The organism is Salipaludibacillus aurantiacus, assembly GCF_900111295.1.
Classification (GTDB): domain Bacteria; phylum Bacillota; class Bacilli; order Bacillales; family Salisediminibacteriaceae; genus Salipaludibacillus; species Salipaludibacillus aurantiacus.
The window spans coordinates 215,407-240,450 of record NZ_FOGT01000001.1; the positions used below are offsets into that span (position 1 = coordinate 215,407).

General features: G+C 40.3%; 26 protein-coding genes. 5 read left to right on the top strand and 21 right to left on the bottom strand.

The window, feature by feature from the left end; all coding sequences use genetic code 11:
* Nucleotides 1–153 precede the first annotated feature (153 nt).
* From BMW59_RS01055 to BMW59_RS22155, 9 genes are all read right to left on the bottom strand, one after another.
* On the bottom strand, nt 154–912 hold the full coding sequence (locus BMW59_RS01055; RefSeq protein WP_093047159.1) for a metallophosphoesterase: 759 nt from the start codon (nt 910–912) through the stop codon (nt 154–156).
* A 616-nt stretch (nt 913–1,528) separates the two neighbouring features.
* Entirely contained in the window at nt 1,529–3,211 is a 1,683-nt protein-coding gene (locus BMW59_RS01060) for a formate--tetrahydrofolate ligase (RefSeq protein ID WP_093047160.1), read from the bottom strand.
* A gap of 64 nt (nt 3,212–3,275) precedes the next feature.
* Complete coding sequence (locus BMW59_RS01065) at nt 3,276–3,833, bottom strand: 2-oxoacid:ferredoxin oxidoreductase subunit gamma family protein (protein WP_093047161.1); 558 nt, start codon at nt 3,831–3,833, stop codon at nt 3,276–3,278.
* On the bottom strand, nt 3,833–4,591 hold the full coding sequence (locus tag BMW59_RS01070) for a thiamine pyrophosphate-dependent enzyme (RefSeq protein ID WP_093047162.1): 759 nt from the start codon (nt 4,589–4,591) through the stop codon (nt 3,833–3,835). Before BMW59_RS01070 ends, BMW59_RS01065 begins: the two co-directional genes overlap by 1 nt.
* Nucleotides 4,591–5,655: a 3-methyl-2-oxobutanoate dehydrogenase subunit VorB gene (locus BMW59_RS01075; protein WP_093047163.1), complete on the bottom strand. Its 1,065-nt coding sequence runs from the start codon at nt 5,653–5,655 to the stop codon at nt 4,591–4,593. The genes BMW59_RS01070 and BMW59_RS01075 overlap by 1 nt, the downstream gene beginning before the upstream one ends.
* A gap of 18 nt (nt 5,656–5,673) precedes the next feature.
* Nucleotides 5,674–5,901, bottom strand: coding sequence for a 4Fe-4S dicluster domain-containing protein (locus tag BMW59_RS01080; RefSeq protein ID WP_093047164.1), 228 nt, complete (start codon nt 5,899–5,901; stop codon nt 5,674–5,676).
* Nucleotides 5,885–6,607 carry a hypothetical protein gene (locus BMW59_RS01085; RefSeq protein WP_093047165.1) on the bottom strand — a complete coding sequence of 241 codons (723 nt, stop codon included), beginning with the start codon at nt 6,605–6,607 and terminating at the stop codon, nt 5,885–5,887. The genes BMW59_RS01080 and BMW59_RS01085 overlap by 17 nt, the downstream gene beginning before the upstream one ends.
* Before the next feature lie 169 nt (nt 6,608–6,776).
* A complete protein-coding gene (locus BMW59_RS01090) occupies nt 6,777–7,061 on the bottom strand; it encodes a hypothetical protein (protein WP_245732891.1) in 285 nt (94 codons plus the stop codon).
* 32 nt (nt 7,062–7,093) lie between these two features.
* A complete protein-coding gene (locus BMW59_RS22155; protein WP_281244189.1) occupies nt 7,094–7,228 on the bottom strand; it encodes a hypothetical protein in 135 nt (44 codons plus the stop codon).
* Between the two features lie 53 nt (nt 7,229–7,281).
* Between BMW59_RS22155 and BMW59_RS01095 the strand changes: the two genes are divergently transcribed.
* Nucleotides 7,282–7,590: a hypothetical protein gene (locus BMW59_RS01095; RefSeq protein WP_093047166.1), complete on the top strand. Its 309-nt coding sequence runs from the start codon at nt 7,282–7,284 to the stop codon at nt 7,588–7,590.
* Nucleotides 7,591–7,619: 29 nt separating this feature from the next.
* On the opposite strand, the gene BMW59_RS01100 is transcribed toward BMW59_RS01095, so the two are convergent.
* From BMW59_RS01100 to BMW59_RS01120, 4 genes are all read right to left on the bottom strand, one after another.
* Nucleotides 7,620–8,060, bottom strand: coding sequence for a DUF2663 family protein (locus BMW59_RS01100; RefSeq protein ID WP_177174143.1), 441 nt, complete (start codon nt 8,058–8,060; stop codon nt 7,620–7,622).
* A 619-nt stretch (nt 8,061–8,679) separates the two neighbouring features.
* Complete coding sequence (locus BMW59_RS01110; RefSeq protein ID WP_093047169.1) at nt 8,680–9,258, bottom strand: CPBP family intramembrane glutamic endopeptidase; 579 nt, start codon at nt 9,256–9,258, stop codon at nt 8,680–8,682.
* On the bottom strand, nt 9,251–10,774 hold the full coding sequence (locus BMW59_RS01115; protein ID WP_093047170.1) for a RecQ family ATP-dependent DNA helicase: 1,524 nt from the start codon (nt 10,772–10,774) through the stop codon (nt 9,251–9,253). Before BMW59_RS01115 ends, BMW59_RS01110 begins: the two co-directional genes overlap by 8 nt.
* On the bottom strand, nt 10,758–11,831 hold the full coding sequence (locus BMW59_RS01120; RefSeq protein ID WP_093047171.1) for a YpbB family protein: 1,074 nt from the start codon (nt 11,829–11,831) through the stop codon (nt 10,758–10,760). The genes BMW59_RS01115 and BMW59_RS01120 overlap by 17 nt, the downstream gene beginning before the upstream one ends.
* Nucleotides 11,832–12,080: 249 nt before the next feature.
* Between BMW59_RS01120 and BMW59_RS01125 the strand changes: the two genes are divergently transcribed.
* Entirely contained in the window at nt 12,081–12,329 is a 249-nt protein-coding gene (locus tag BMW59_RS01125; RefSeq protein WP_078576904.1) for a ferredoxin, read from the top strand.
* A gap of 47 nt (nt 12,330–12,376) precedes the next feature.
* Here the strand turns inward: BMW59_RS01125 and BMW59_RS01130 are convergent, their stop codons facing one another.
* Both BMW59_RS01130 and BMW59_RS01135 read right to left on the bottom strand, forming a co-directional pair.
* Entirely contained in the window at nt 12,377–12,943 is a 567-nt protein-coding gene (locus tag BMW59_RS01130) for a Crp/Fnr family transcriptional regulator (RefSeq protein WP_245732892.1), read from the bottom strand.
* A 116-nt stretch (nt 12,944–13,059) separates the two neighbouring features.
* Nucleotides 13,060–13,761, bottom strand: coding sequence for a FadR/GntR family transcriptional regulator (locus BMW59_RS01135; RefSeq protein WP_281244191.1), 702 nt, complete (start codon nt 13,759–13,761; stop codon nt 13,060–13,062).
* A gap of 262 nt (nt 13,762–14,023) precedes the next feature.
* Here BMW59_RS01135 and serA point away from each other — a divergent pair, with 262 nt between their 5' ends.
* Nucleotides 14,024–15,637 carry a phosphoglycerate dehydrogenase gene (gene serA, locus BMW59_RS01140; RefSeq protein WP_425441244.1) on the top strand — a complete coding sequence of 538 codons (1,614 nt, stop codon included), beginning with the start codon at nt 14,024–14,026 and terminating at the stop codon, nt 15,635–15,637.
* Between the two features lie 208 nt (nt 15,638–15,845).
* Nucleotides 15,846–16,637, top strand: coding sequence for a SurA N-terminal domain-containing protein (locus tag BMW59_RS01145; RefSeq protein WP_093047173.1), 792 nt, complete (start codon nt 15,846–15,848; stop codon nt 16,635–16,637).
* A gap of 60 nt (nt 16,638–16,697) precedes the next feature.
* On the opposite strand, the gene BMW59_RS01150 is transcribed toward BMW59_RS01145, so the two are convergent.
* A complete protein-coding gene (locus BMW59_RS01150) occupies nt 16,698–17,258 on the bottom strand; it encodes a cob(I)yrinic acid a,c-diamide adenosyltransferase (RefSeq protein ID WP_093047174.1) in 561 nt (186 codons plus the stop codon).
* A gap of 302 nt (nt 17,259–17,560) precedes the next feature.
* Between BMW59_RS01150 and BMW59_RS01155 the strand changes: the two genes are divergently transcribed.
* Nucleotides 17,561–18,076 (top strand): MogA/MoaB family molybdenum cofactor biosynthesis protein, encoded by a 516-nt coding sequence (locus BMW59_RS01155; RefSeq protein ID WP_093047175.1) that lies wholly within the window; start codon nt 17,561–17,563, stop codon nt 18,074–18,076.
* Between the two features lie 179 nt (nt 18,077–18,255).
* Here the strand turns inward: BMW59_RS01155 and BMW59_RS01160 are convergent, their stop codons facing one another.
* The 5 genes from BMW59_RS01160 to BMW59_RS01180 form a co-directional block, all read right to left on the bottom strand.
* On the bottom strand, nt 18,256–20,046 hold the full coding sequence (locus BMW59_RS01160) for an ATP-binding protein (RefSeq protein ID WP_093047176.1): 1,791 nt from the start codon (nt 20,044–20,046) through the stop codon (nt 18,256–18,258).
* On the bottom strand, nt 20,046–20,762 hold the full coding sequence (locus BMW59_RS01165; RefSeq protein ID WP_093047177.1) for a response regulator transcription factor: 717 nt from the start codon (nt 20,760–20,762) through the stop codon (nt 20,046–20,048). The genes BMW59_RS01160 and BMW59_RS01165 overlap by 1 nt, the downstream gene beginning before the upstream one ends.
* A gap of 192 nt (nt 20,763–20,954) precedes the next feature.
* Nucleotides 20,955–22,139 carry a c-type cytochrome biogenesis protein CcsB gene (ccsB, locus tag BMW59_RS01170; protein WP_093047178.1) on the bottom strand — a complete coding sequence of 395 codons (1,185 nt, stop codon included), beginning with the start codon at nt 22,137–22,139 and terminating at the stop codon, nt 20,955–20,957.
* Nucleotides 22,120–23,799 carry a cytochrome c biogenesis protein ResB gene (resB, locus tag BMW59_RS01175; protein WP_093047179.1) on the bottom strand — a complete coding sequence of 560 codons (1,680 nt, stop codon included), beginning with the start codon at nt 23,797–23,799 and terminating at the stop codon, nt 22,120–22,122. Before resB ends, ccsB begins: the two co-directional genes overlap by 20 nt.
* A 401-nt stretch (nt 23,800–24,200) precedes the next feature.
* Entirely contained in the window at nt 24,201–24,920 is a 720-nt protein-coding gene (locus tag BMW59_RS01180) for a pseudouridine synthase (protein ID WP_093047180.1), read from the bottom strand.
* Between the last annotated feature and the right edge of the window lie 124 nt (nt 24,921–25,044).

Sequence of the window (25,044 nt, forward strand, 5' to 3'; positions counted from 1 at the left end):
ATACATTCTAAAGAAGGGAAATGTATAAAAGCCTCCCGAGGCGAAACGGAGCCGGCAACAAATATTAAAGAAAGGACCTCAGGCAGTGAGCCATTGTAACTTAAAGAGTTTTGGCCGGCACATAGCTGTGGTAAAAGCCGCTTTCTTTTCTGTTTATTCATAAGATGGCCGCTTTTTAAGAGTAATTAGATGTATCTGTGGTTTGGCACCTAGCCGGAAAGGTATTCCTGTCGTTCCAAACCCGTTACTGATAAATACAGGAATATTGTTTTTCACTTTCCATCCGCCTTTTTCTCCCACTGCAAATGGTCCAAGCCTGATTTGTCCTCCATGTGTGTGGCCGGACAATACAGCTTCCACTTTCGGGTAAGAATTGAATAAAAGGTTTGCTGTATCAGGGTTATGACTAACCAGGATGATTGGTTCGTTGGCACCTTGAAGTGCACGGTTTATGTCTGCATGAAGTGTTCCTAAATCTTCAACTCCAGCCAGGGTCCATTCCGCCCCCGGGCGATCAATATAATAAGAGGAATTATTAAGCTCGTGAATATTATATTTATCCAATAAATGTCTTAACTTTTTTTCCCCGAATTCGTAATCATTATTCCCCCATACAAAAAAAGCTGTTCCTAAAGATGAGAGAAAGGATAAATTCCGGCTGATAATTTCTTCAGGAACTCCTTTTTCAACTGCATCGCCCCCAATAATAACAAAATCTACAGGCGGAAGTTTAGAAAACATGTCTTCTTTTATAAGCCGTTTATGTAAATCAGTAATAAAAAGCATTTTTTGTGTATGTTCTATTCCGGGAAGCATAATTTCCTCTTCCGTGATCACCAAACCTTTTGCTTGATAATAGGAATAAAAAAGAATCAAAATTAAACCTGTCATTAAAAAAACAACTATAAACATGAGCAGCTCCTTTTTTTTACTGCAAGTATGATCTTAACGAATTTGATTCAGTATATCTTAAAACGTTTTAAACGACAATCATTTGAAAAGCTTTATTCTGGTCGCTGGTGAAAGTTTAATTTTCCTGCCTGGCAGAATCAAACTGCAAGACAAAAAAAAAACGAGCCTGGGACAAAACTAAAACCAGGTTTGTAAAAGACAGCCAATAATTCTATCAGTGGGTTTAAAGCTGAAGATCCAATGCAACGAAGCTCCAGGCTGAGTTGAATTAAGTAAATCCTGTAGTAAAAATTTTTCCGATGAACGAAGGCGAGGACACCCAGAGGATTGGCGAAGTCTGAAAATCCACTTTCCCGAAGCAATCCTTCGGGAAAGTTAGTTGAAGACAAGCCCTCGGGTAAGCCTTCGCCAAGAGTGAACCAGCAGATTAAAAGGACAAGCCCCTGGGCAGGGCAAGCGTCCGTCCGCCTGGCGGACGGAAATCACTGCTTTTCTCAAAAAGAACATCCGAACAAAATTCGAAATTTTTGTCCGGATTTCTTTACGATTACTATTCTATTGTCCCAGCCTCTGATCAAAAAAGGTGCACCTATTTCTTTCCTGTTTAACAGCCCTGCTAAAATAAACCGAGAGCTTTTCCACTTTCATCTACATCCATTTTTACAGCTGCTGGTTCTTTTGGCAGCCCCGGCATTGTCATGACATTTCCAGTAAGAGCTACAATAAAGCCTGCTCCTACTGAAGGTTTTAATTCTCTGACGGATATAACAAAATCTTCAGGTCTCCCCAGTTTTTTAGGGTCATCAGATAATGAATACTGCGTTTTAGCCATACAGACAGGGTACTTCCCCCAACCGTTATCTTCATAAATTTTCATTTGTTTTCTAGCTTGCGGAGAAAATTCTACTCCCTTTGCTCCATATACTTTTTTAGCTATAGATTCGACTTTTTCTTCAATGGAAGTATTCAACTCATACATGTGGGTAAAGTTCTTTTCACCCTCATCAATTTCTTTCACCACACGTTCAGCCAGTGCTATTCCACCTTCTCCGCCTTTTGCCCATACATCAGCAAGTTCTACATTAATGCCTTGCTCCTCACACCATGACTTTAATGTATCAATTTCAGTATCTGTATCGTGGATGAAACGGTTTATAGCTACCACATGCGGCAAACCGAAAGACCGGATCGTTTCTACATGCTTCTTTAAATTAGCAAGGCCTTTTTTAAGTGCCTCCACATTTTCTTCTTTTAAATTGTCTTTAGGCACACCGCCGTGCATCTTCAATGCCCTGATAGTGGCTACTATTACTACAAGACTTGGATCAATATCTCCTGCTCTGGTTTTTATATCAAGAAACTTCTCTGCTCCTAAATCAGCTCCGAAACCTGCTTCAGTTACCACATAATCACCAAGTTTAGAGGCCATTTTTGTCGCTATAACACTGTTGCACCCATGGGCAATATTAGCAAAAGGTCCACCATGTATTAAAGCAGGGGTATTTTCCAACGTTTGAACCAGGTTAGGTTTCATAGCGTCTTTTAATAATAACGTTAACGCACCTTCAGCTTTTAAATCTTTTGCTGTAACCGGCTCATCTTTTTCAGTATAAGCGACTACAATTTTAGCCAGCCGTTCTTTCAGGTCCTTAAGGCTCGTAGCAAGGCATAAAATGGCCATAATTTCAGAAGCGACTGTAATATCGAACCCTGATTCCCTGGGTACACCTTGTAAAGGACCGCCCAGTCCTACGACTACCTGACGGAGCGCTCGGTCATTCATATCGAGAACCCGTTTCCATACCACTCTTCTGACATCGATGTTTAGTTCATTTCCCCTGTGTACATGATTATCAAGCATAGCAGCCAGAGCGTTATGTGCTGTAGTAATGGCATGAATATCTCCGGTAAAATGAAGGTTGATATCTTCCATAGGAACAACCTGGGAATAACCACCGCCGGCAGCGCCGCCTTTAATTCCCATAGTGGGGCCAAGAGATGGTTCCCTTAAAGCGATCATCGTTTTCTTGTTAATTTTATTTAAAGCCTGGCCTAATCCTACCGTAACTGTCGATTTCCCTTCCCCTGCCGGTGTCGGGTTAATTGCTGTTACGAGAATTACTTTTCCGTCAGGCTCATCCTTTAATCTGTCCATCACTGATAAGGAAAGTTTCGCCTTATAATGGCCGTAAGGTTCCCATTCATCCTCTTTTAAGCGAAGGTCACTTACCAGTTCTTTAACTTTTACCATGCTGCTTGCTTGTGCAATTTCAATATCAGATTTAACATCCTGACCCATGTCATCACTCCTCTATCTGCTTTTAAAGTACATTTAAGTACATGAGATATTTTAACATCTTTTATCAATTTATTGAAGAAAGCGCTTTCTTTATTATTTTTTCTCCTCTTACTATTGCTTGTCTGTTCACTGGAATTAAATGGTCTTTTTTCTTGCCAAGCAGATAAGTTAAAGCTGCCAAAAGACTTTCAGTTTTTAAAATTCCCGTTTTAGTTATAAAAGCACCTAGAATCACCATTCCTGCAGTTCTCTGTTCATTTAATTCATTCGCTACAGTCAAGGCTGGTATTAAGTGAACAGTTACATCTTTTCTTCCGCTTTGCACGGTTACAAGGTCTTCATTAATAAAAATATCTCCTCCTTCTTTTACTAAAGGCTCAAACTTTAGGAATGAAGGGTTATTAAGGGCAATCAGTGATGTCGGCCTGTCAATCACCGGGGAACCAAACTTACTGTCACTTATAACAACTGAAACATTTGCCGTTCCGCCCCTTTGTTCAGGTCCGTAGGAAGGGAGCCAGGAAACCTCTTTACCTTCTTTCATGGCAGCGTAGGCAAGCAGCTGCCCCATTGACATGACACCCTGCCCTCCAAAACCTGCGATAATTAATTCCTGTTTCATTATACCCCCTCCCTTTCCTTCCGGATATCTTTATAAATCCCTAATGGATAATATGGGATCATTTCATCCCGCACCCAATCTAAAGATTCTTCGGGGGTAAGCCCCCAATTAGTTGGACAAGTCGATAAAACTTCTATTAAAGAAAACCCTTGCTGTTTTTCCTGGGTTTCAAAAGCTTTTCGAATAGCTTTTTTTGCTTTAATGATATGAGGAACATTATGAGTAGAAACTCTTTCTATATAAGTGCTGCCATCCAGAGTAGCCAGCATTTCGGAGACCCTTATTGGAAGCCCCTGGGCACGAGGCGTTCTGCCACCAGGAGAAGTAGCTGTTTTTTGCCCTATTAATGAAGTAGGAGCCATTTGTCCCCCTGTCATTCCGTAAATAGCATTATTAACAAAAATTACAGTTATGTTCTCGCTTCGTGCGGCGCTGTGTACAATCTCTCCCATGCCTATAGAAGCTAGATCGCCATCTCCCTGATACGTAAAGACCAGCCGGTCATCCGGCAGGACCCTTTTTATCCCGGTAGCTACTGCTGGTGCCCGGCCGTGAGCGGCCTGAGTCATGTCACAATTAAAATAGTCATAAGCCAATACTGAACAGCCTACCGATGCGACTCCTACGGTTCTTTCCAATGCCCCGAGTTCCTCGAGTGTTTCAGCCACAAGCCTGTGAATGATTCCATGAGTACATCCGGGACAATAGTGGGTGTCATTGTCTTTTAGACCTGCTGTTCTTTTAAAGACAGTTTTCATCAGGCAGTCACTCCTTTTCCAAGCTTCATAATAGCTTCATAAATCTCTTCCACTGAAGGGATGACGCCTCCTGTCCTTCCGTAGAAGCTCACCGGGGTTTTTCCTTCCACTGCAAGCCTGACATCTTCTACCATCTGCCCAGCACTCATTTCCACAGCAAGAATCCCTTTAATGTCTTCACTTATTCGGGAAATTACTTCACTGGGAAAAGGCCATAAAGTAACCGGGCGGATGAGGCCGATTTTCATTCCTTCTTCCCTGGCTTTTTCAATAGCGCTTTGCACCATTCTGGCAACTGTTCCATAAGCTATTACGATGTATTCCGCGTCTTCTGTATATAATGAATCCACCTTAATTTCCTGCTTTTTTATCATACTGTATTTTTCCTGAAGCCGATTATTTCTCTCTTCAAGTTTTATATCACTTAAATCTAAAGAGGTAATAACTCTTGGAGGACCATCTCCTTCTGTACCGGAAGTCGCCCAGTCTTTTTCTTTAAATTCCTTTTCTTCTATGCCTCTGAATTCTACGGGTTCCATCATTTGCCCAAGCATGCCGTCACCGAGCAGAATAACCGGGGTTCTGTAGTCGTCTGCTATTCTGAATGCTTCAGACGTCAGTTCAATAATTTCCTGAAGCGTACTTGGCGCCAGCACAGGTGTGTAATAATCACCATGGCCGCCTCCTTTAGTCACCTGAAAGTAATCAGATTGAGCAGGCTGTATATTTCCAAGGCCAGGCCCGCCTCTACCTATATTTACAATGACTGCCGGCAATTCAGCACCTGCCAGGTAAGAAATTCCTTCCTGCTTTAAACTGAATCCTGGACTGGATGAAGACGTCATTACTCTGACACCTGCAGATGCCGCACCATAAACCATATTGATAGCAGCCACTTCACTCTCAGCCTGCAGGAAAAGGCCATTGACTTCAGGAAGCCTTTTTGCCATATATGCGACCAGTTCGCTTTGAGGCGTAATGGGATAGCCAAAAAAATAAATGCACCCGGCATGAATAGCTGCTTCACCAATCACTTCATTCCCTTTCATTAATACTTTCCCCATAAGATCCCCCTCTTTCGTCTATGATGCTTTTCTTTTTTTTCGTTCGGGACGTTTTATTGTAATTACCGCATCAGGACAAATAATCGCGCAGGCCGAGCAGCTGGTGCATGCTTCCTGGTCAACTACTTCAGCAGGCTGATACCCTCTCTTATTAACCTTTTCAGACAGCTTAATGATTTCCTGAGGGCAAACAGTGACACATAGCGAGCACCCTTTGCACCTTTCTTCCCTAAAAGTTACTTTCATTAAATGTCCCCTCCTTTTTGGACCACTGCTGCCAGGGCGGCACCAGCTTCCGTTTAAATACAAACACATTGTTAAATGATTCACATAACAAATTCTTTTTTAACGAGCAATAATCCTTTTTTTCGAGCATGTTGTAAACCAGCGGAATAGTCAATGCCTGACCGACTTCGTTACAAACATCGATCCCCCGCATATAGTCCTCCGCAGTTATTCTTTCGCCGCCTAAATGAGTATTATTTATTAAGCCTGTCACTTTAAGCCTTGAACTTCTTTCCACTCCCCTGATAGCTGACAGGATCCCTTCTACAGAGGACACATGAGGCCTGTTAAGGTTAACGACAAATAAAAAGTCATAACCCCTTTCCTGTAAAAGTGAAGAAAACTGCCCAAGTACGGCACCTCCGTCGGCATCACCGCCCACATCTAAAATAAGGTTAGCTGAATAGTCTTTAAGCCTTGCAGTCATTTCCCCCGTGACGATCGGCAAATCAGCTTTCATTAATTTGTTCTCTGGTGCCACCAGACTGATTCCTTTCTCAGCTAATATATTTTTATAATCCCTTGACCGGAAATATGGATTTATAATATCAAGATCACATAAAAACGTGCGATTCAGCCGGCTGCCTATTTCAATTGATTTCTCTATAGCAAATTCTGTTTTTCCGCTCCCGTAATGCCCTGTCACAATTAAACACTTCTTCCCCAAATAATCTCCCCCTCTCCTGCTCCCTTCATTATAATCGGATATTGAAAACGCTTTCAATATAGTTGAAGTTTTATTCATAAAAACGTTAAAAATATGTGAAAATTAATAAATTTTTTCAATAAAAAAGCACCTTTTATCAGGCGCTTAAGAAAATACTAATATTTTCGGACTAGTTGAACTTTTGTAGCATATTAAGCCACTTATCTACAGGGACATTGTTTAATTTTTTTAATAGATCGTTTACTTCTTTACTTTTCAAATCTCCTGCAAGTACAACCTCAACTGTCTGATTAACATCAAGAATTACTGCTCTTACTTTTAGAACTTTTGTAAACAAAGCTATTATGACTGCAATCTGCTGTGGTGTTAAGGCCTTAATCTCCTCGTTAATAAATGCATTTTTTTTGTAAGCTTGTTTTTTACCCGTATTCATCCCTTTCTCCCAGTTTGCCACTAGAACCACACCTTAAATAAATTAAACAATTTTTAAGAAAGTAAAAGAACGTCCTCTATGCCAGCCTCTTCAGCCCCGTTTCCAATCCCTAATATAAACGATATGATAATAACAAGCAGAACCACTGTCAATAAAGGGTCCAGTCTTGTTCCTTTAATATCTTCCACCACCATCACCTCTCATCTTCGTCTTCATATTATATGAAAGGGAGTCCTTTTCGTTGAAAAAACTTTACTGGGTTTATGAAAAAACCGTTGAAAATAATTACTCCATTCGATATAATAAACATATCAGAATATTCTGTCTTTTGGAGGTGGAGATACTGTTGAGTATTATCACATGTAAAAAACAGTTTCTTGTCACTGATGAAGATTTTTTGGAGTTAAAAAGATGGGGATTGCCGATTGAAGTTTTCTGTCCAGTCTTATGTAAAACTGTCGCGTTTGGCTTTTTGGAAAACTGGGATTTAAATCATGCTCGTGTAAACGGGAACCAATTTGCGAGAGAGGAAGTTATATTTTTTGGATAAGAATAAATCGAGGTCAAAATGACCTCGATTTATTTATGGTATAAGTTTATATTATGTTTTTGCTTTAAATCGCTGAAAAGTTCAGCCCGTTCTTCCCATGATTCGGGGGATGACCATATTTCGGATGCCCTGTCAATAATATCCTCTTTTAAAAGGTCATAATCTTTTTCAGCTTTTTCATATTTATATTTTTCATTTTGCAGAATGGCATAAGTCAGACCAATAATCAGCATAAACATTAAAACTATGGGATCGGCTATAAGATTCAATAAGAAAGCAGATTCCATTTGCGTCATCCGGGACCATTGATAAATCACATACATGACGAGAAAACCGGTACACAGTAAGACAGCAGTCCCTGCCCGAATAACTCTTTTTTCTGAAACTGTCTCCTTTTCCTTTGCTTTAATAACCGCTTCAATTAAATATTCATCAACTTTTTTAAAGGCCGCTCCTTTACTTTCATTCAACCTGTCCACCTCCTTCATTAAAAACATATGCAGTGAAGAAGAGATTTAGGTATGTAAAGTAGAAGGACGTGGAAGGATCACGTTTTTATTTTGCCATCCACAAAGGAGAGGTGGCCACGAATCCGACTAAAAAAAGAAAAAGGATAAGCCAAACCCTGACCAGTGGAAAGTTGAGCCTTTTTTGTTTTCTTTTTTTGTCTTTTCTTAATTTTAACTTTTGACGGTTATTATGTAGTTCTTTTCTGGGAGGAAACTCAGAAGGTTTACTATAGGGATGCTCTTCCGTTTTAATATCCCATTGCTCTTTCCCGGAAGCTTGATTTTTTAATTCGTAAGACAATGGAACCACCTTCCTCTGCGAATGATCATCGGTTAATTTATCTGTTTATGTATAATTTACCATTCTTTCATCCATTAGGGAAGAAGCATTAAATTCTTTCTAACCGTGTCAGCCCGTTCTTTGACTCTTTTTTTCAGCTGGTAAATGGTCAGCCGTCAAAAACATCTGTATAAGCTAATAGCGAATAATAAATATAATTAACAAGGTGCAGATAAAGAGCGGATACGTTTAATGCCAGGTGTTAAATTCCCTACTTGCTGTATTCCTTTTCAGAGGCTCCTATTGAGACTTGTCAGAGTTATAACGAAGCAGCAGACCTAGTAAAAAATCAATAACGACATGAGCTGTAATTACCGTCAGTAAGTTTTCAGTATAGAGAAATAATAAACCGAGTGAAAAACTTAAAAAGACTGTAAAACTGAATAAAAACACGTTTGATAAATAACGAAAATGGATGAGAGCAAATGTGACAGAAGCGATCCAGATACCGAATTGACTTTGAATAACTCCTCGAAACATAATCTCTTCACTTACAGCGACGATAATGGAAATAATTAATATATGCAGGGGATGACGGTTTGAGAAAACGCGTTTGTTTATTCCCCCGTCATCGAACCACTTTTCGGGTAATAGTTTATATAACACAATTTCAATGAAAACGATACTGAGTCCAAATCCTAAACCAATCAGCAAATGATCGTACCTGAACTCAATAAATTGGGTAAAGGCAAATACACTGCCGAACCACCACCAGCTAAGTAACAACGCAATGACTAAAAAGACGAGCTGAGTTACATAAAGATTTAACAACAATTCCCTGTCCGTTAATTTTTTTACAATCTCAGCCTGTTTATTCACGTTTTTCCCCTCCAGCACCCCTTAAGAGCATGTCTTTCAATTCTATTTTCCAATGTTCATGAACCATTTCTTTCTCAGGAGCGCTCTGCTTTTTAACCTTTTCAATAAACGATTCGAAAGACTGGCAATTGGAGCAGCAACAATCAGGTAATTCTTCTGTTTCTTCTTTAAAGTACTTGGAGATGCCTTTTCTCAGGCATGACTTCGAAGCAATCAGTTGATTCATTTTTTCCAGCTGAATAAACTTTTCTTTTTTTCTTTTTTCAAAATGGTTTTTGATTTCCTGAATGACTTTCTCAGGGTTCTGCAACATAGTAAAGCTTCCCTCTGCAATAATTTGTTCATTCTCTAAGTAATAGAGTAACATTTTCCATTGTTTTTCATCAGGTTGATAAATTCTCTCCATCTCTTCAACTTTTTTGCCGCTTAAATCATCCATTAAGAAGTTAGTAATCCACCAGTCTTGCGGAAATTCATTTTCTATAAGAGATAGAGGTAAAAACCTGTCTTCCTCGCTGCAAAGAAGTAAGGCCATACTCTGCTTATCATCCCTCCCTGCCCTTCCAATTTCCTGTACATACTGTTCGACTGACGAGGGGATGTGTAAATGGACCACTGATCTGACATTAGATTTGTTAATGCCCATACCAAACGCGTTCGTACAGCAAATAATATCCAGTTCGTCACGCAGAAACTGCTGCTGTACAAGGATTCTTTCTTCCTTGGATATTCCCCCATGATAAAAAGCGGTGTTGGGGAAACCGTGTTTTTGAAGCTGTAATGAGTAATTCACCGCACTGTTTCTAGTCCCTGTATAGACGATGGCAGGTTTCTCAATGCGGTTAATCCATTCAAAAAATTCTTTATTTTTCTGTGCAGTACTTTTCTGAATATCTGATGCAATAAATATATTACTTCTGTTTACCGGAAGACGGTATACCGCTTCATTTTTCATTTCTAAACGGAGACGGATATCTTTTTCCACTTCTGGAGTAGCCGTGGCAGTCAGCGCCAGACAAGGAGGACTTCCTAAATCGCGTCTTACTTCACTTAACCTTAAATAATCTGTTCTGAATTCATGTCCCCATTGGGAAATACAATGTGCTTCGTCTATTACAAACAGCTTAATATCCTGCTTTTTAAATCTTTCTCTAATAAAAGGCAGTGCAATCATCTCAGGAGAGACAAAAACAATTTGATACTCCTCTAAATTTTCCAGAAGGTGTGTCTTTTCCTCTCTGCTTAATAAACTGCTCAAGTGTGCCACTTTCTTATGTCCGGCTGCTTTCATTTGAGTCACTTGATCTTCCATCAGTGATACAAGAGGGGATATAACAAGAGTCAGCCCTCCTAAGATTATAGCAGGAAGGTGATAGCATAACGATTTCCCTCCTCCTGTAGGAAGAATCGCTATAACATCTCTTTCTTCAAGGACACTCTGAATAATTTCCTTTTGTCCTTTCCTGAATGCCGGATATCCGAATTGCTTATTTAAAATATCAGCGAGCTGCGTCATAATTACCTCCTTTTCTCAATGTTGAAAGAGCTAACCTGATTTGAAAATAAGTATACTTGTCCTGGAATAAATCTTTAATTGGTTTTAACCGGTTTGTATTTAGCCTTTCGGAAGCTTTAATGATATCTAACCTTTCCTGCTCCGGTAAAAACTCATGTATCTTAAAGAAAGGATCATAAATAGATATTTCTATTACATGGTCTTCGATCGTGCTTAACTTAAGTTTTCTTTTTTCAGCAATTTCTTCCAAAGAAAAACCTTTGTTCAGCAGGTCTTTAGTTTGCCTGGCTGTTTGTGTTACATATGGTCCGCCCTCAATTCGCGGGAGTAACTGTGATAAAACCGGGAATAAATCAGGGGTACTGGAAATTGAAGCAAGCATCTTATGAACGAGAGATTTACAATAAATAAAGGTATAAAAATGGTCATGGTTAAATAAACCGGAAAGTTGACTAATTGTTTTTCCAGTTTTTTTGTTTGAGGAAAATCTTTTAACAAGGAGAGCTGCGTCTTGTTCATCCCATGGTTCATATATCCTTTTTAATTCGGAATAAAGCTGCCTGCCCAGTTTACTTCTGTCAGGATGAGCTTTCAGGACAGATTTAACGTCCTGCTGAATCAACCGGTCATAAGAGACAGGAATAAATGACGGATTAGCATATACTAAATTGGACACAGACTGAACCGTTAAAACCAGCCTCCCCCAGAAATAATCGGCTTTCCCGTCCCACTCGTAATTAAAGCCGTGGAAAGCTGAAGGAAGCTCAAAATGATCTGCAGCTTCCTTCAGCCAGTCAGTTCCTTTCTTAGACAGAAGTGTTGTCTGGTTACTTTGAGATAAAAAACCTCCCCTGTATAAAGCCGTGACCATTTTATTGATATCCTCTTCCGGCCACTGTTTCAGTGAGGCTGCATAGGTTTCGAGACTGAACAAATGAATATCCTGAATCGTTTGTGCAGATCTCTTCCCTCTCAACAGATGGATGGCGCCGTTTACAGACCGTTCACCCTGCAGCTTATAAACTGTGTTTAAAAGGAGATAAGAAAGAGTGTTCATATTTTAAATCCTTTCGTTAAATACTACTAATAATTATAGGTTATTACCTTCATGTAATCCAGGTGGATCCCTTGGCTGATAAGCATTCTCAATTACTTTTTCTATTGAAATGTCTTGTGAGAACCTTTACAATAAGATTAGAAAGAACACACTTCTGCCTGAAGATGTTCTTGAAATTACGCCCTTTAAATATAAAGAGAGAAAGATAGAGGGTCGCTATAATTATATTTCAATGGGAGGTTTTTTGTTATGGCAAAGTACACAATCGTGGACAAAGACACTTGCATTGCTTGCGGTGCATGTGGAGCTGCTGCTCCAGACATTTACGACTACGACGATGACGGTATCGCGTGGGTAATTCTTGATGATAACCAAGGTACAAAAGAAGTTCCTGAGGAACTTCATGAAGATATGGAGGACGCCCTGGACGGCTGTCCGACAGACTCCATCAAAATTGCAGACGAGCCATTTGACGGGGATGCACTTAAATTTGAATAGCAACTTTAGAAACCACCGATTAACTCGGTGGTTTTCCCTTTTACTCCTTAATGCGGCTCGAAACCCTCTTTTATAATAATTCGGTCTTTTTTTACTTCAACCTTTCCTTCATGTTCCCATTTCTTTAACTGCCTGCTGACTGTTTCTCTGGAAGCACCGATAATGTTTCCAATTTCCTGATGAGTCAATTGTATAACTTGTCCCTGAATATCACTAAGGTAAGAAAACGCGGACTTTAAACGGGATTCAACATTAAGAGACAACACTTCATTTAATTTACGCTGAAGATAAACGATTTTTTCATTCATAACTTGAATAATTTTAAAAGCCAATTCCGGTTTCTCAAGAATAAACGATTCAAAGCCTTCAATAGGAATGGCTAAAACGGTCACCTCTCTTTTAGCTGTAGCGGTTCCCGGGTAAGGAGACTTGCGGAAAAAGCCTGTATGCGGGAAAAGTTCACCTTCCCCTAAAACATTTATTAAGCTTTCATCGCCCTTTTCGGTTAACTTACTGATTAAAACAGTCCCTTTTCCTAAAACATAAAAATAATTTCTTGGTTCGCCTTCCCAAAATAACCTGTCTTTGTCCTCCAATTTAATTTTTTTACTCATATTAATTATTGGCTTCAGTTCCTCTTCTGACAAACCTTCAAATAATGGAGATGTTTGTAAATGTTTAATCCAACTGTTAATAGCAGGCCCCTCCCTGATCCGGGTTAAACTCCGGCTTAATCGCTTTCCTTAAACAGCTCTTTTTCTACTCCAACTAAATGGTCGAGCATGGCCTGATAAGCCGCTTCTGAATCTTTGTTTTTTACTGCCTGGTAGATAAGCATATGTTCATCATACAGTTTATTCATTTTCTTCACATTAGAGTAAAGAAACAGCTGTCTCGCTTCTTTCATAGATTCTTTAACTGTATCTGATACAGTTTTCATGAGACGGTAAAGCATGTCATTCTGTGTAGCTTTAATTATCGTCATGTGAAATTCTATATCAGCTTTTTCACCAACATGGCCATTTCCTTCAGAATGCTTCATTTCTTGAAGAATGGCTGACAATTTATCCAGATCTTCGTTTGTTCTGTTACGTGCTGCCAAAGCAGCAGCACCGGTTTCATTGAGCTTTCTGATTTCAAAAAGCTGTTCCAGATCTTTTTTTAGCATCACCGTGGGAATCATTTTGTTTGTCAGATCAATATCTGTTTTTTTAACAAATGTCCCTTCCCCCTGCCGGATCTCAATCAGACCCATTGCTTTTAGAGCACTTAACGCTTCTCTTATAGCAGATCTTCCTACATTAAAGTCTTCTGCAAGTTTCTGGACAGAGGAAAGACGGTCCCCCGCTTCATATTCCCCGTTCTTAATCATTTCTGTCAGCTGTTCTGCTACTATTTCATAAATCTTTTTAGTCCTTACATGTTTTATCACAGTCGTTCTCTCCTTTCATCCCGTCCAGTCATGCCAGAAGCCCTCGAAATGATATCTGTCTGCCAAAAGGGGTATACCTATTATATAGCTAATTAAATTGTAATAGGAAAAAGATTATCTTTCAATATCTGTCAGTCAGCTGGCTTGGAATAGAACGGCAGACGATCACGACAGTTATTTAAAGGGCTGACTCAGTGGATTATTGACTGAATTTCATGTTAATATAGAATAATTAAAAAATTTATCAGGGAGGATACAATTTATGGTACAGGTACAGCAGCCGCTTGATACTGACAAAGAAATGTTTACAGTACTGGTATCAGATCAAATGGATAAAGAAGGACTTAAACCTGTCCTCGAAAGTTCATTAGTGAACGTAGTTTTTCAGCCCGTGCATGATACAAGCGTGCCTCTCGATCAGATAGACGCACTCCTCATCCGGAGCGCAACTACTGTAACTAAAGATTTACTTAACAGGATGCCGAGATTAAAAATAATCGGCCGTGCAGGAGTAGGCGTCGATAATGTCGATATGGACGCTGCTACGTCTAATGGCGTAGTAGTTATAAACGCTCCCGATGGAAATACCATTTCCACAGCTGAACATACTTTCGCTATGCTTGCTTCTTTAGTACGAAATATCCCCCAGGCTAACCAGTCAATGAAAAAAGGAAAATGGGACCGTAAAGCTTATCAGGGAGCGGAACTGTACGGAAAAACGCTTGGAGTTATCGGTTTCGGAAGAATCGGAGCAGAACTGGCAGCAAGAGCGAGAGGCTTTCGTATGAATGTTATTGCCTTCGATCCTTTTTTAACAAAGTCGCGTGCTGAGAAACACCGAGTAACACCTGTAGATCTTGAAGAAGTTCTCTCAAAAAGCGATTTTATTTCCGTACACACCCCTTTGACAAAAGAAACGAAGGGCCTTCTTAATAAAGAGACGCTGCAAAAGACGAAACAAGGCGTATATATTTTAAATTGCGCAAGAGGGGGTATTATTGACGAAAAAGCTTTATATGAGGCTATAGAAAGCAGACATGTTAAAGGGGCAGCAATAGATGTATTTGAAGAAGAACCTGCCATAAACCACCCTTTAACAACGCTTGATCAAGTCATTACTACTCCTCATATAGCTGCTTCTACATCTGAAGCCCAAAAAAATGTCGCTGAACAAGTTGCAATTGAAGTGCTTGATTATTTAAACGGGAAACCCGCCCCTCACGCTTTAAACCTGCCTTATCTGGATGGCGATGTATTTGAGAAATTTTCTCCTATCACTAAATTAACACGTACATTAGGAGAAATGTCTTCCCAGCTTTTTAGAGCGCCCGTTCAGGAGATAGAACTCAGTTATGCAGGCGAAATTTCCCATCAGGAGACAGGGCTTTTTAATAGAAGTTTTCTGGCCGGCTTTTTCCGGCATCGGATAGACGGGTATGTTAATGAAGTGAACGCTTCCTGGATTGCAAAAGAACGAGATGTTCAAGTTGCAGAAAAACATGAAAATGAATCTCAGGGATATTCGAACTTTGTGAAAGCTACTGTCATTGGAGAAAAAGATACTCTCGAAGTTTATGGGACATTCAGCAGGGAGATAGGCCCCCGGATTGTACAAATTAATGAGTTTTCTCTCGACTTCCAGCCGGCTAAACATACCCTCTATGTCCAGCACAATGACCAGCCTGGAGTTATCGGGAAAGTCGGCCAGCTTTTAGGCACCCATAACGTTAACATTGCGACGATGCAAGTCGGAAGAAAAAATGAAGGCGGTAAAGCGATAATGCTTCTGTCAACAGACAAAGAGTGTGACCAGTCAGTACTTGAAGCTTTTGCCCGAATTGACGAAATTGTGTCTGTTTCAAGTATTGAATTGTAAAAAAGAAAGCTCTTTTTTGCCAGCCTTTCAAGTACTGAAGGGCTGTTTTTTTCTGCAGAGGAAATAAGAAACCATCTTAAAATCACAGGTATTTTTAACCATACTTTTATAGATTTTTAAATTTGTATTCACTCCTTCTAGTGTGATAAAGTGGTAACTAATGCAATTCACATAATGAGTAAAGACACAGAAAGGTTGATGGGCAAAAATGAAAAGGTTCAGCAAAAAATCTCTCTTAGCTCTTCCGCTATCTGCAGCATTAGTGTTAGCTGCCTGCGGTGACGGGAATGAAGAGAATGGCAATAACGAAAACGGGGGAGCCAATGAAGCAGACCCGGCTGAAAATAATAACGAAGAAACGGCTGATGGGGGCCTGTTAGACGGTAACGAAAACAATGAAGAAGCCATGGACGAGGAAGCCGATATGGACGCTGATCCTGAAGCGACTGCAGCCGTAGTTAACGGAGAAGAAATCCAAATGGGCGATTTGCAGGAGCAAATGGCACAATACGAACAAATGTTTGCTCAGCAAGGAATTGACTTTGAAGACGAGGAAAACGCTGAGCTCTTAGTTCAAATCCAGCAAGGAATTCTTGATGAGCTTATTAATCAGACAGTTCTTCTGCAGGAAGCAGAGGAACAAGGGATTGAAGTTTCTGATGAGGAAGTAGAAGCTGAGCTTGAACAGATCAAAGGCCAATTCGAAGACGAAGATCAATATGAAGAAGCGCTTGCTTCACAAAATTATACAGAGGAAGAATTAACCGATGAAATCAGGGAATCTTTAAGAGTTCAGGAACTTCTTACTCTCAGTCATTTAGAAGACGATGAACTTGAAGTCTCCCAGGAAGAAGTCCAAGCCTATTACGATCAAATGGCTATGCAGAACCCTGAAATAGGAGATTTTGAAGACTTGGAAAGTGAATTAGAAGAAGAAGTTAAGCAACAGCAGTATGTTGCCCAGCTTAGAGATGACGCTGACATCGAGATTGCTCTTTAATTTAAAGTTCCCCCGGCTCATGCCGGGGGTTTTTGTTTGGCAGCTATCTTTCAATGCCTTTTATTTAAAAACATCTTTCCCCCGCTCGTACAATACGTCTTCTGTTCCATTTCTTGCATTAACTGCTCGGGCAGCAGCAAAGAAATAGTCTGACAAACGGTTTAAGTATTTTATAGCCGCAGGAGGCAGCTCGTCGCTTGCTTCCTGTATATTGACAACCAGCCGCTCTGCCCTTCTTGCGACTGTCCTGCATACATGAAGGTTAGCTGACGCCTTTCCTCCCCCAGGTAATATAAATGTACGTATAGGGGGCGCCTCATCCCAGTAATGATCTATTTTTGCCTCAAGAAACTCAACAGCTTTATTTGATAACGTCCATTTGTGTTTATCTGTGACATTTGCTAAATCCCCGCCCAGATCAAATAATTCATGTTGAATTTTAGTCAGATCCATTACAAGGTCCTCATGCTTCTCTTCCTGTAATAACACACTCGTTAATCCGACAAAACTGTTCAATTCATCAACTGTACCATAAGCTTCCACACGGGCATGAGTTTTCTTTACATTTTTTCCTATTAACTGGGTCATACCCTGATCGCCTTTTTTTGTATATATTTTCATTAGAATCCCTCCATAATGTTTGGCCCTGTTAAACCTTAATCATGAAATTCCCTGCCTCACCTAGCTTTCCTTTTCAGCGAACCCGGCCTCAATATATTAATTAAATCGTTTTTATTGAATGGTGCCCCTGAATCAAAGAATAACATTAAAATAGCAGAATTTAACAGACCCCATTGTTTAAATCATTGCAGCTATTTGAAAATCATTATACAGCTATTGACTGGTTTACGCATCCCCACGAATTTACTGTTTGTTTCACCAGCTCTGCCCTAGTAAAATAAGAGGATAAGGAGGGAGACACTATGAGCGTCCATGAACATAAAAAAGAAGCACCGGAGAATGTTAAATGTATGATTCTTACGGTGTCTGATACAAGAACTTACGAGTCCGATAAAAGCGGCCGTTTAATGAAACAGTTCCTTGAAGAAGCAGGCCACCCAATCATCCGTCATGAAATTGTTAAAGATGAGATGACGGCTATTCAGCAGTGGATCCGCTATGCAGACAGGAATAAGGAAATTGAAGCTTTGCTGATTAATGGGGGAACAGGCATTACATTCAGGGACACGACTTTTGAAGCTGTTAACAGTATGCTGGATAAAGAGCTTCCAGGCTTTGGGGAGCTGTTCAGATATTTAAGTTTTGAAAAGGATATCGGTTCTGCAGCGATTCTCAGCCGCGCAACTGCTGGTGTCAGAGGAACAACAGCCGTGTTCTCAACTCCGGGATCGACAGGGGCCGTAAAGCTCGCGATGAAAGAATTAATTATCCCTGAACTCGCTCATGTCATGCGGGAGATTTACAAAGATCAGAAGTAATACCAGTTTTGTAAAGGCGAAGCGCTATTTAAAGCAGCACTATTTAAAGCAGCACCTACTGTAAAAATGTAGGTGCTGCTTTGAATGGAGGTACTACTTTGTTAAATGCAGGTGGTGCTTTGAGATTACATTTGTTTAGTGTTTTGTTACGTATGAAACAAGATTATTCCCGGGCTTTCTTATTTTTCAGGCGAACCGTATGGTAAAAACACTGAAAATGTCGTTCCTTCACCCAGGATACTATGAGCGGAAACCTTCCCATTATGGGCATCGACAATATTTTTAACTATAGCAAGACCCAAACCTGTTCCCGACCGTCCTCTTGTTCTCGCTTTATCAGCTTTATAAAACCTTTCAAACACAAAGGGTAAATCCTCTTCCGGGATGCCGGCTCCTGTGTCCTCTACTTCAAGTTTCACCCCGTTATGGAAGGGTTCGGCCCTGAGGGTAACTGTTCCATTTTCCGGAGTATGCCGAATGGCATTATCAATTAAATTAGTTAAAATCTGTTCGACCCTGTCAGAATCCGCGTGTACCTGTTTTTCAATTTTATTAATATCTCCATTTAGTGTGACGGCATGATCTTTAGCCACCCCTTGAAATTTCCGGATCATTCTTTCAGAGAAATCTTCAAGGTCTAAAGGTTCGGTATTTAACTGAATATGGCCCGCTTCCATTCTTGCCAGATCCAGCAATTCATTGACCAGTCTGCCCATTCGCAGTGATTCATCATAAATAATCTGAGCGAGTTCTTTTTTCTCTTCTTCACTACCGGCGATATCATCTATAATCGCCTCACTGTATCCTTGCAGCATGGAAATCGGAGTCCTCAGCTCATGAGAAACGTTAGCAATAAAATCTTTTCTCAATTTATCATGAAGACGTTCTTCAGTCATATCCCTGAGAACTGCCACGGCTCCCCGTACATGCTCCTGATCGTACAGCGGCGTCATTAGCAGAACCCAGCTTCTCCCCTGGACGTCGACTTCCCCCATCTGTTCTCTTTCTTCGGTAACTACTTTTTCAAATAACACCTGAAGCTCTTCAGGTAACTGGCCTGACTCCTCAACTTCATACCCTTGTTCATATAGCCAGGCTCCAATAAATTCATTTGCAGGCGGATTGGTAACCATTACAGAGCCGTCCCGGTCCAAAGTAATAACACCATCAGCCATAGAACTCAAAATACGGGAGAGCTGTTCTTTCTCCTGATTCAGAGCATTTAAATTTGTATTCAGTGCCCGTGCCATTCTGTTAAAAGCAATCGCCAGCAAACCAATCTCATCATTAGTTAATATTGGAACTTTAGTGTCAAAATTGCCTTTAGCTACTTCTAAAGATGCTTTTCTCATCCGTCTTAATGGAGCTGTGATTCTCGTTGTCAGGAAAAATGCAAACACAGTAGTCAGGATGATAGCGATCCCTGCTGACAAATATATGATGTTTTTTGTTTGATTGGATGCTTCTTCTACCACATCAAGCGGCTGATATAAAAACAGCGCTCCTTCTTCCCCTGCTGCAAACTCCACTGGAAGTCCCACTATCATCATTTCCTGGCTGACCTGTTCCCCTCTGACAGGAAATGTATAATCAGATTCAGTAACAACAGTTTCTCCCTCTTCAATCACCCGGGATAACAGTTCGTCCTCATAAAAAATGTAAATTGGAAGATCATGGTCGCCGTTTTCAGATGAATACCAGAATTCGTCATCATTAAAGATAATCAGCGCCTCAGTGGAATAAGTTTCTGAGATCGTTCTGCTCATTGCTAATGCCGTTTCATCAGTTCCTTCTTCTTCAAGCAAAGAAACAATTAAATTTGCATGGTTCATTAACTCGCTCTCCGCTTGGTCCGTGTGGAACCTTTCAAAATATTGAAGCAGCAGAATAGTTAAAATGATCAAAACAACTGATACCAGTAGAAGAATCGTAAACCAGAGTTTGCCTACGACACTTCGCCAAAACATCATTATTCTTTCACTGCCTCAAACTTATAGCCGACGCCCCATACGGTTGATATCATATTGGCAGCTTCAGGGGACACTTTATTTAATTTTTCACGCAGCCGTTTAATATGTGTATCTACTGTTCGAAGATCACCAAAGAATTCATAATTCCAGACATCTTTTAACAATTGCTCCCTTGCAAAAACTTTATCAGGAGCCTGAGCTAAATAATGAAGCAGCTCGTATTCTTTAGGCGTCAAATTAATGTGCTTGCCATCCGCTGTTACTCTGTGAGCATCATTATCAATTGTCAGATGCGGAAATACGAGAACATCTTTAGTCGTCGTTTCTGTCTGTAAAAACTTCGTAGAAGAAGCCCTTCTTAAAAGCGCTTTTACTCTTAGTACCACTTCTCTTGGACTGAAAGGTTTTACAATATAATCGTCGGTTCCCGCCTCGAAACCTTGTACTCTGTTCGCTTCTTCACCTTTGGCAGTAAGCATAATAATCGGTGTAGCTTTATGCTTTCTAATTTCTTCACACACTTCTATTCCATCTATGCCTGGCATCATTAAATCGAGAACGATTAAATCATAATCCGCGTCCAATGCCATTTTCAATGCTTTCTCCCCATTTTCGGCATCATCAACGTCATATTCTTCCCGCTCAAGATACATTTTTAATAATCTTCTGATACGTTCTTCGTCATCTACAACTAAAATTTTTGCTTCTTCCGACATAGTCGTTTCCCCCTTAAGTGAGCTCACCTGCACAGGTGATTTTAAACGTCAGGTTTTAAAAAAGTTATTATTTTGTTCACAATTTATTGTAACATGTTGATGCCCTGCCGTGTATACTCTTTCACTATTACCCGTAAGTTTACTATACCAAAAGCCCACTCTACTTAAAAGAATGGGCTTCTAGAGGCGTTCTTATGCATAAGAATGCAATCCTGCGATAACAAGGTTAACAAATATCAAGTTAAACATAATAAGAGCAAAACCTATGACACAAAGCCAGGCACTTTTCTCGCCATGCCAGCCTCTCGAGAGACGTAAATGAAGATAGGCGGCATAAAATAGGAAGGTAATTAACGCCCACACTTCTTTCGGATCCCATCCCCAGAACCTTGTCCAGGCAATCTGAGCCCAGATCATCGCAAAAATGAGGCCTCCTAAAGTGAAGATCGGAAAACCTATGGCAATTGCTCTGTAGCTCATTTCATCTACTGTTTGCGGATTGACATTTTTAACGAATGGCTGAATTGCCCCTCCAACAGGTTTACGGAGCACCAGCCGGAGCAAGCCGTACAGGAGCAGGCCAGCAAGAACAGACCAAACGACCGTATTAAGATCGTTACTTCTTATAAAGGCTGGCACTTCTACAAGTGGAGACATCCCTTGTTCAGAAATTAATTCTCCTTCATTAGGCCCTATTAACGGCGGGAGGAAATAAGCGACTTCTGCTTCATTGCCCTGCTCATTAATGTAGGCAAAGTTTGCCTCATAATCAGCTGCTCCAAAACCGAAACTGAGCCCTATATAAGCTGCTGTTGCGACAAGTGTATAAATGATAAATTCGACACCTTTTACTTTTTTCGAAGTCTTTTTAAAATCAATCACCCGGATTAAATATAGCAAACCTGCTACAAATCCAATTGCTAAAATCCCCTGGCCGAGCACGGTAGTAATAACATGGATTGTCAGCCAATGAGACTGCAGGGCAGGGATCAGCGGCTGGACTTCCCTTGGAAACATAGATGCATAAGCAATAATAAGCATAACCACAGGCATTGTAAATAAACCTAAATAATTGTTGCGGTAGATAGGATGAATAATTACAAAAGCCAGGCCTAGAGCAATTCCTAAAGCTGCTGTATATTCAAACATATTACTTACCGGAGCATAACCGACTGCGATCCACCTTGTAACAAAATAAGTCAGCGAAGCGGCAAAAGCAAGGATTGCCGTGGTATAGCCGAATAAACCTGCCTTATTATTCTCTTCCCCTTTATGGTTTTTGAATTTACTTCCTGTAATCGAAACGGCAAACAGGACAGCAGATAAAATATACAAAAAGAAAGCTGCATATAGCATATTAGCGCTGAGTTGGATCATGGCTTTCGTTCACTCCTTCATTCTCTTCTTCAGAGGACTCCTCTGACTGGTCAACAGGCATCGGAATAGTCGTCTGGTCAGATAGATATTTAAAATCTTTTTTCAGCCCGTGCCAGTTTTTATTGGCATGGCCTGCCAATACGAGTCTCCCGTTACGATTTTGAATCCAAATACGTCTATGATGCCAGTAAGACCCTTGAACGAGACCAATCATAAAAATAAAACCGCCTACTGAAATAATTGGTAAAGTTCTGTCTTTTCTAATTGTCAGCCCGGTCACATTTACCATATCTACATCAGTCATGCGAATGGTGTAGTCATTTTCCCCATTCAATGGTTCATTCACCTGGATACCGACTAAACTCAGTTCTCCCTGCTCTTCTTCAGGATCAGCTTCCGGAGGAAACACTTCAAAAATGATTCGAGGGTTATCAGGGATCCGGTTAATCGTAGTCGGTTCGCGATTGTCATCTATCACAAAGTTCGGGAAATATTCGAGTATTTCAATCCGATAACCGTTATCAAACTCATATACATCCTCAGGATCGTTTAAATCTACTTCAAACTGAATGTCTGTTAAATCTGTGTTTTCTTCTTCGCTTTCAAGGGTAAATGTGAAAGAAGACAGCTCATTCAGCTTATAGTCTACCTGGTACAAAGAAAATCCTTCAAATGTAAGAGGGTCATTTACACGTATATCATGGTCTTTAACCTCTGCCAGCTCTGTTTCACTGCCAATTGTCCCTCCGGCCTCCCGGCGAAGTAAAGTGGCAGAAGTCTGATACGTTTTTACAACCGGACCGCCAGCCCTTTCCAACGCAGGCTGGTATTTTTCATCTTCTTCATCATAAAGTTCAATCATAAACTCATTATTTCTCAGAAAGTATTCACCATTTGTCCCGCCGATCACTTCCTGTTCACCTTCCCTGACCCATACATGTTCATCTAAATACATTTCAGGGAAAAAGCGGAGCATGCCGCCAATTAGGAATATGATCAACCCAATATGGTTAACGTAAGGGCCCCATCTGGAAAACCGCCCTTTTTCAGCTAGAATATTGCCATTTTCTTTACGGATCTTATAGCGTTTTTCTTTCAACAGACTCTCCGCTTTAATCATATCTTCATCAATATTTTCAGCATTGTCAGTCTGAGAAAATAAACGCTGCCGTTTCAGGAACGCTTCATGGCGGGTGACACGCTGGGTTTTAAGAGCCCTGTGTAACGGAACCACTCTGTCCAGACTGCAAATGACAAGAGAGATTCCAAGAGCTGCAATAATTAGCATGTACCACCAGGAGCTGTACAAATTATGGAAGCCCAGCTGATAATAAAGTTTTCCTAGCGTCCCATACTCCTGTTCATAATAAATAGTCGCATTTTCACCCGGCGGAATATACATTTCCTGAGGAAAAAGCGTCCCTAAAGATGAGGTAAGAAGCAATACCACTATAATCCAAATCCCTACTTTAACCGATGAAAAAAAGTTCCATATTTTATCCACGAATGTCCGCGTGTAAGTCTGGGAACGCCTTGCTACTCCTTCATAACGCATATTTGCAAGTTTACTTTTTTCTTCTATAAGCGGTTTTCCGCATGATTCACATAAATAAGTCCCGTATGGATTCACATGGCCGCATTCACATTTTACTTTCTCCATCATAATCCCCCACTAATTCCCTGGAATTAACTTATTTCAATAAGACAGCAGCCTCTTCTCCGGTTCCAGCCCTGTTAAGTGTGTCAATCCTTGTCCATTTTCATATTGAAATATATCCGGGAGAATGAAACACCATAAGTGTTGGTATAGTGAATATACAATTCAATGGACAACGATAAATCAAACCTTCCCTTCTTCTGAGGGTAGGAACGATCCACTAACCCTCTTCTGAAAAATAGCTGTAGAATGTCTATCCTACAGCAGGCTTTATAACCAGCAAATCAAATTTATAATTTTAAACCGGCCAGTTTTTATGCTGCTCCCTGATTATATCTTTTCTAATATAATATTAACACTATCAATGTAGTGTTAATAGCTTGTTTGTTTGTAAAATATGAACATTATGTGACAGCTAATTCTCTCAGCTGTTTCACTTCATGAGGTTTTAATTCTCTGCTCTCTCCCGCATTCAGACCGTGTAAACTAAGAAAACCATATGTTTCCCTTTTTAACTTTAATACAGGGTGGCCCACATGCTCAAACATCCGTCGGACTTGACGGTTTTTCCCTTCATGTATAGTTATTTCAACGACTGACGTATTTTTCTTTTTCTCTGTTTTTTTAACTTTCACTTTTGCCGGCGCCGTCTTGCCATCTTCTAATTTGACCCCTCTCTCAAGCTGTTTAACTGTTTCCCGAAGCGGCATCCCTTCTACTTTAGCAATATATGTTTTTTTAATTTTATATTTCGGGTGCATGAGCAGGTTGGCGAAATCCCCGTCATTAGTTAGAAGCAGAAGGCCTGAAGTATCAGAATCCAGTCTTCCGATTGGATAAACTCTCTGTTCAGAGTGAATGTAGTCAGTCACTACCTTACGGCCGTGCTCGTCCGATACACTTGAAATAACACCTGTCGGTTTGTATAGTAAAAAATAGACAGGCTCCTCTTTATCAATAGGCACACCGTTGACTGCCACTTCATCTTTTTCAGGGTCAACTTTTGTACCGAGCTCGGTAACCTTAACTCCATTAACCGACACTTTCCCTTCAGTAATTAATCCCTCAGCTTTCCTTCTTGAAGTCACACCTGCTTGTGCAATAACTTTTTGTAAACGCTCCATGTATTTCCCACCTTAGATTGTAATCATTTCATTAGTGTTGACTGTAAGTTCCTCGTTTCAAACTTTAATTTTATCTTTTTTCGGTTAAACTTACAAATAAAAAAACCCTTAAAGGTATCTCTTC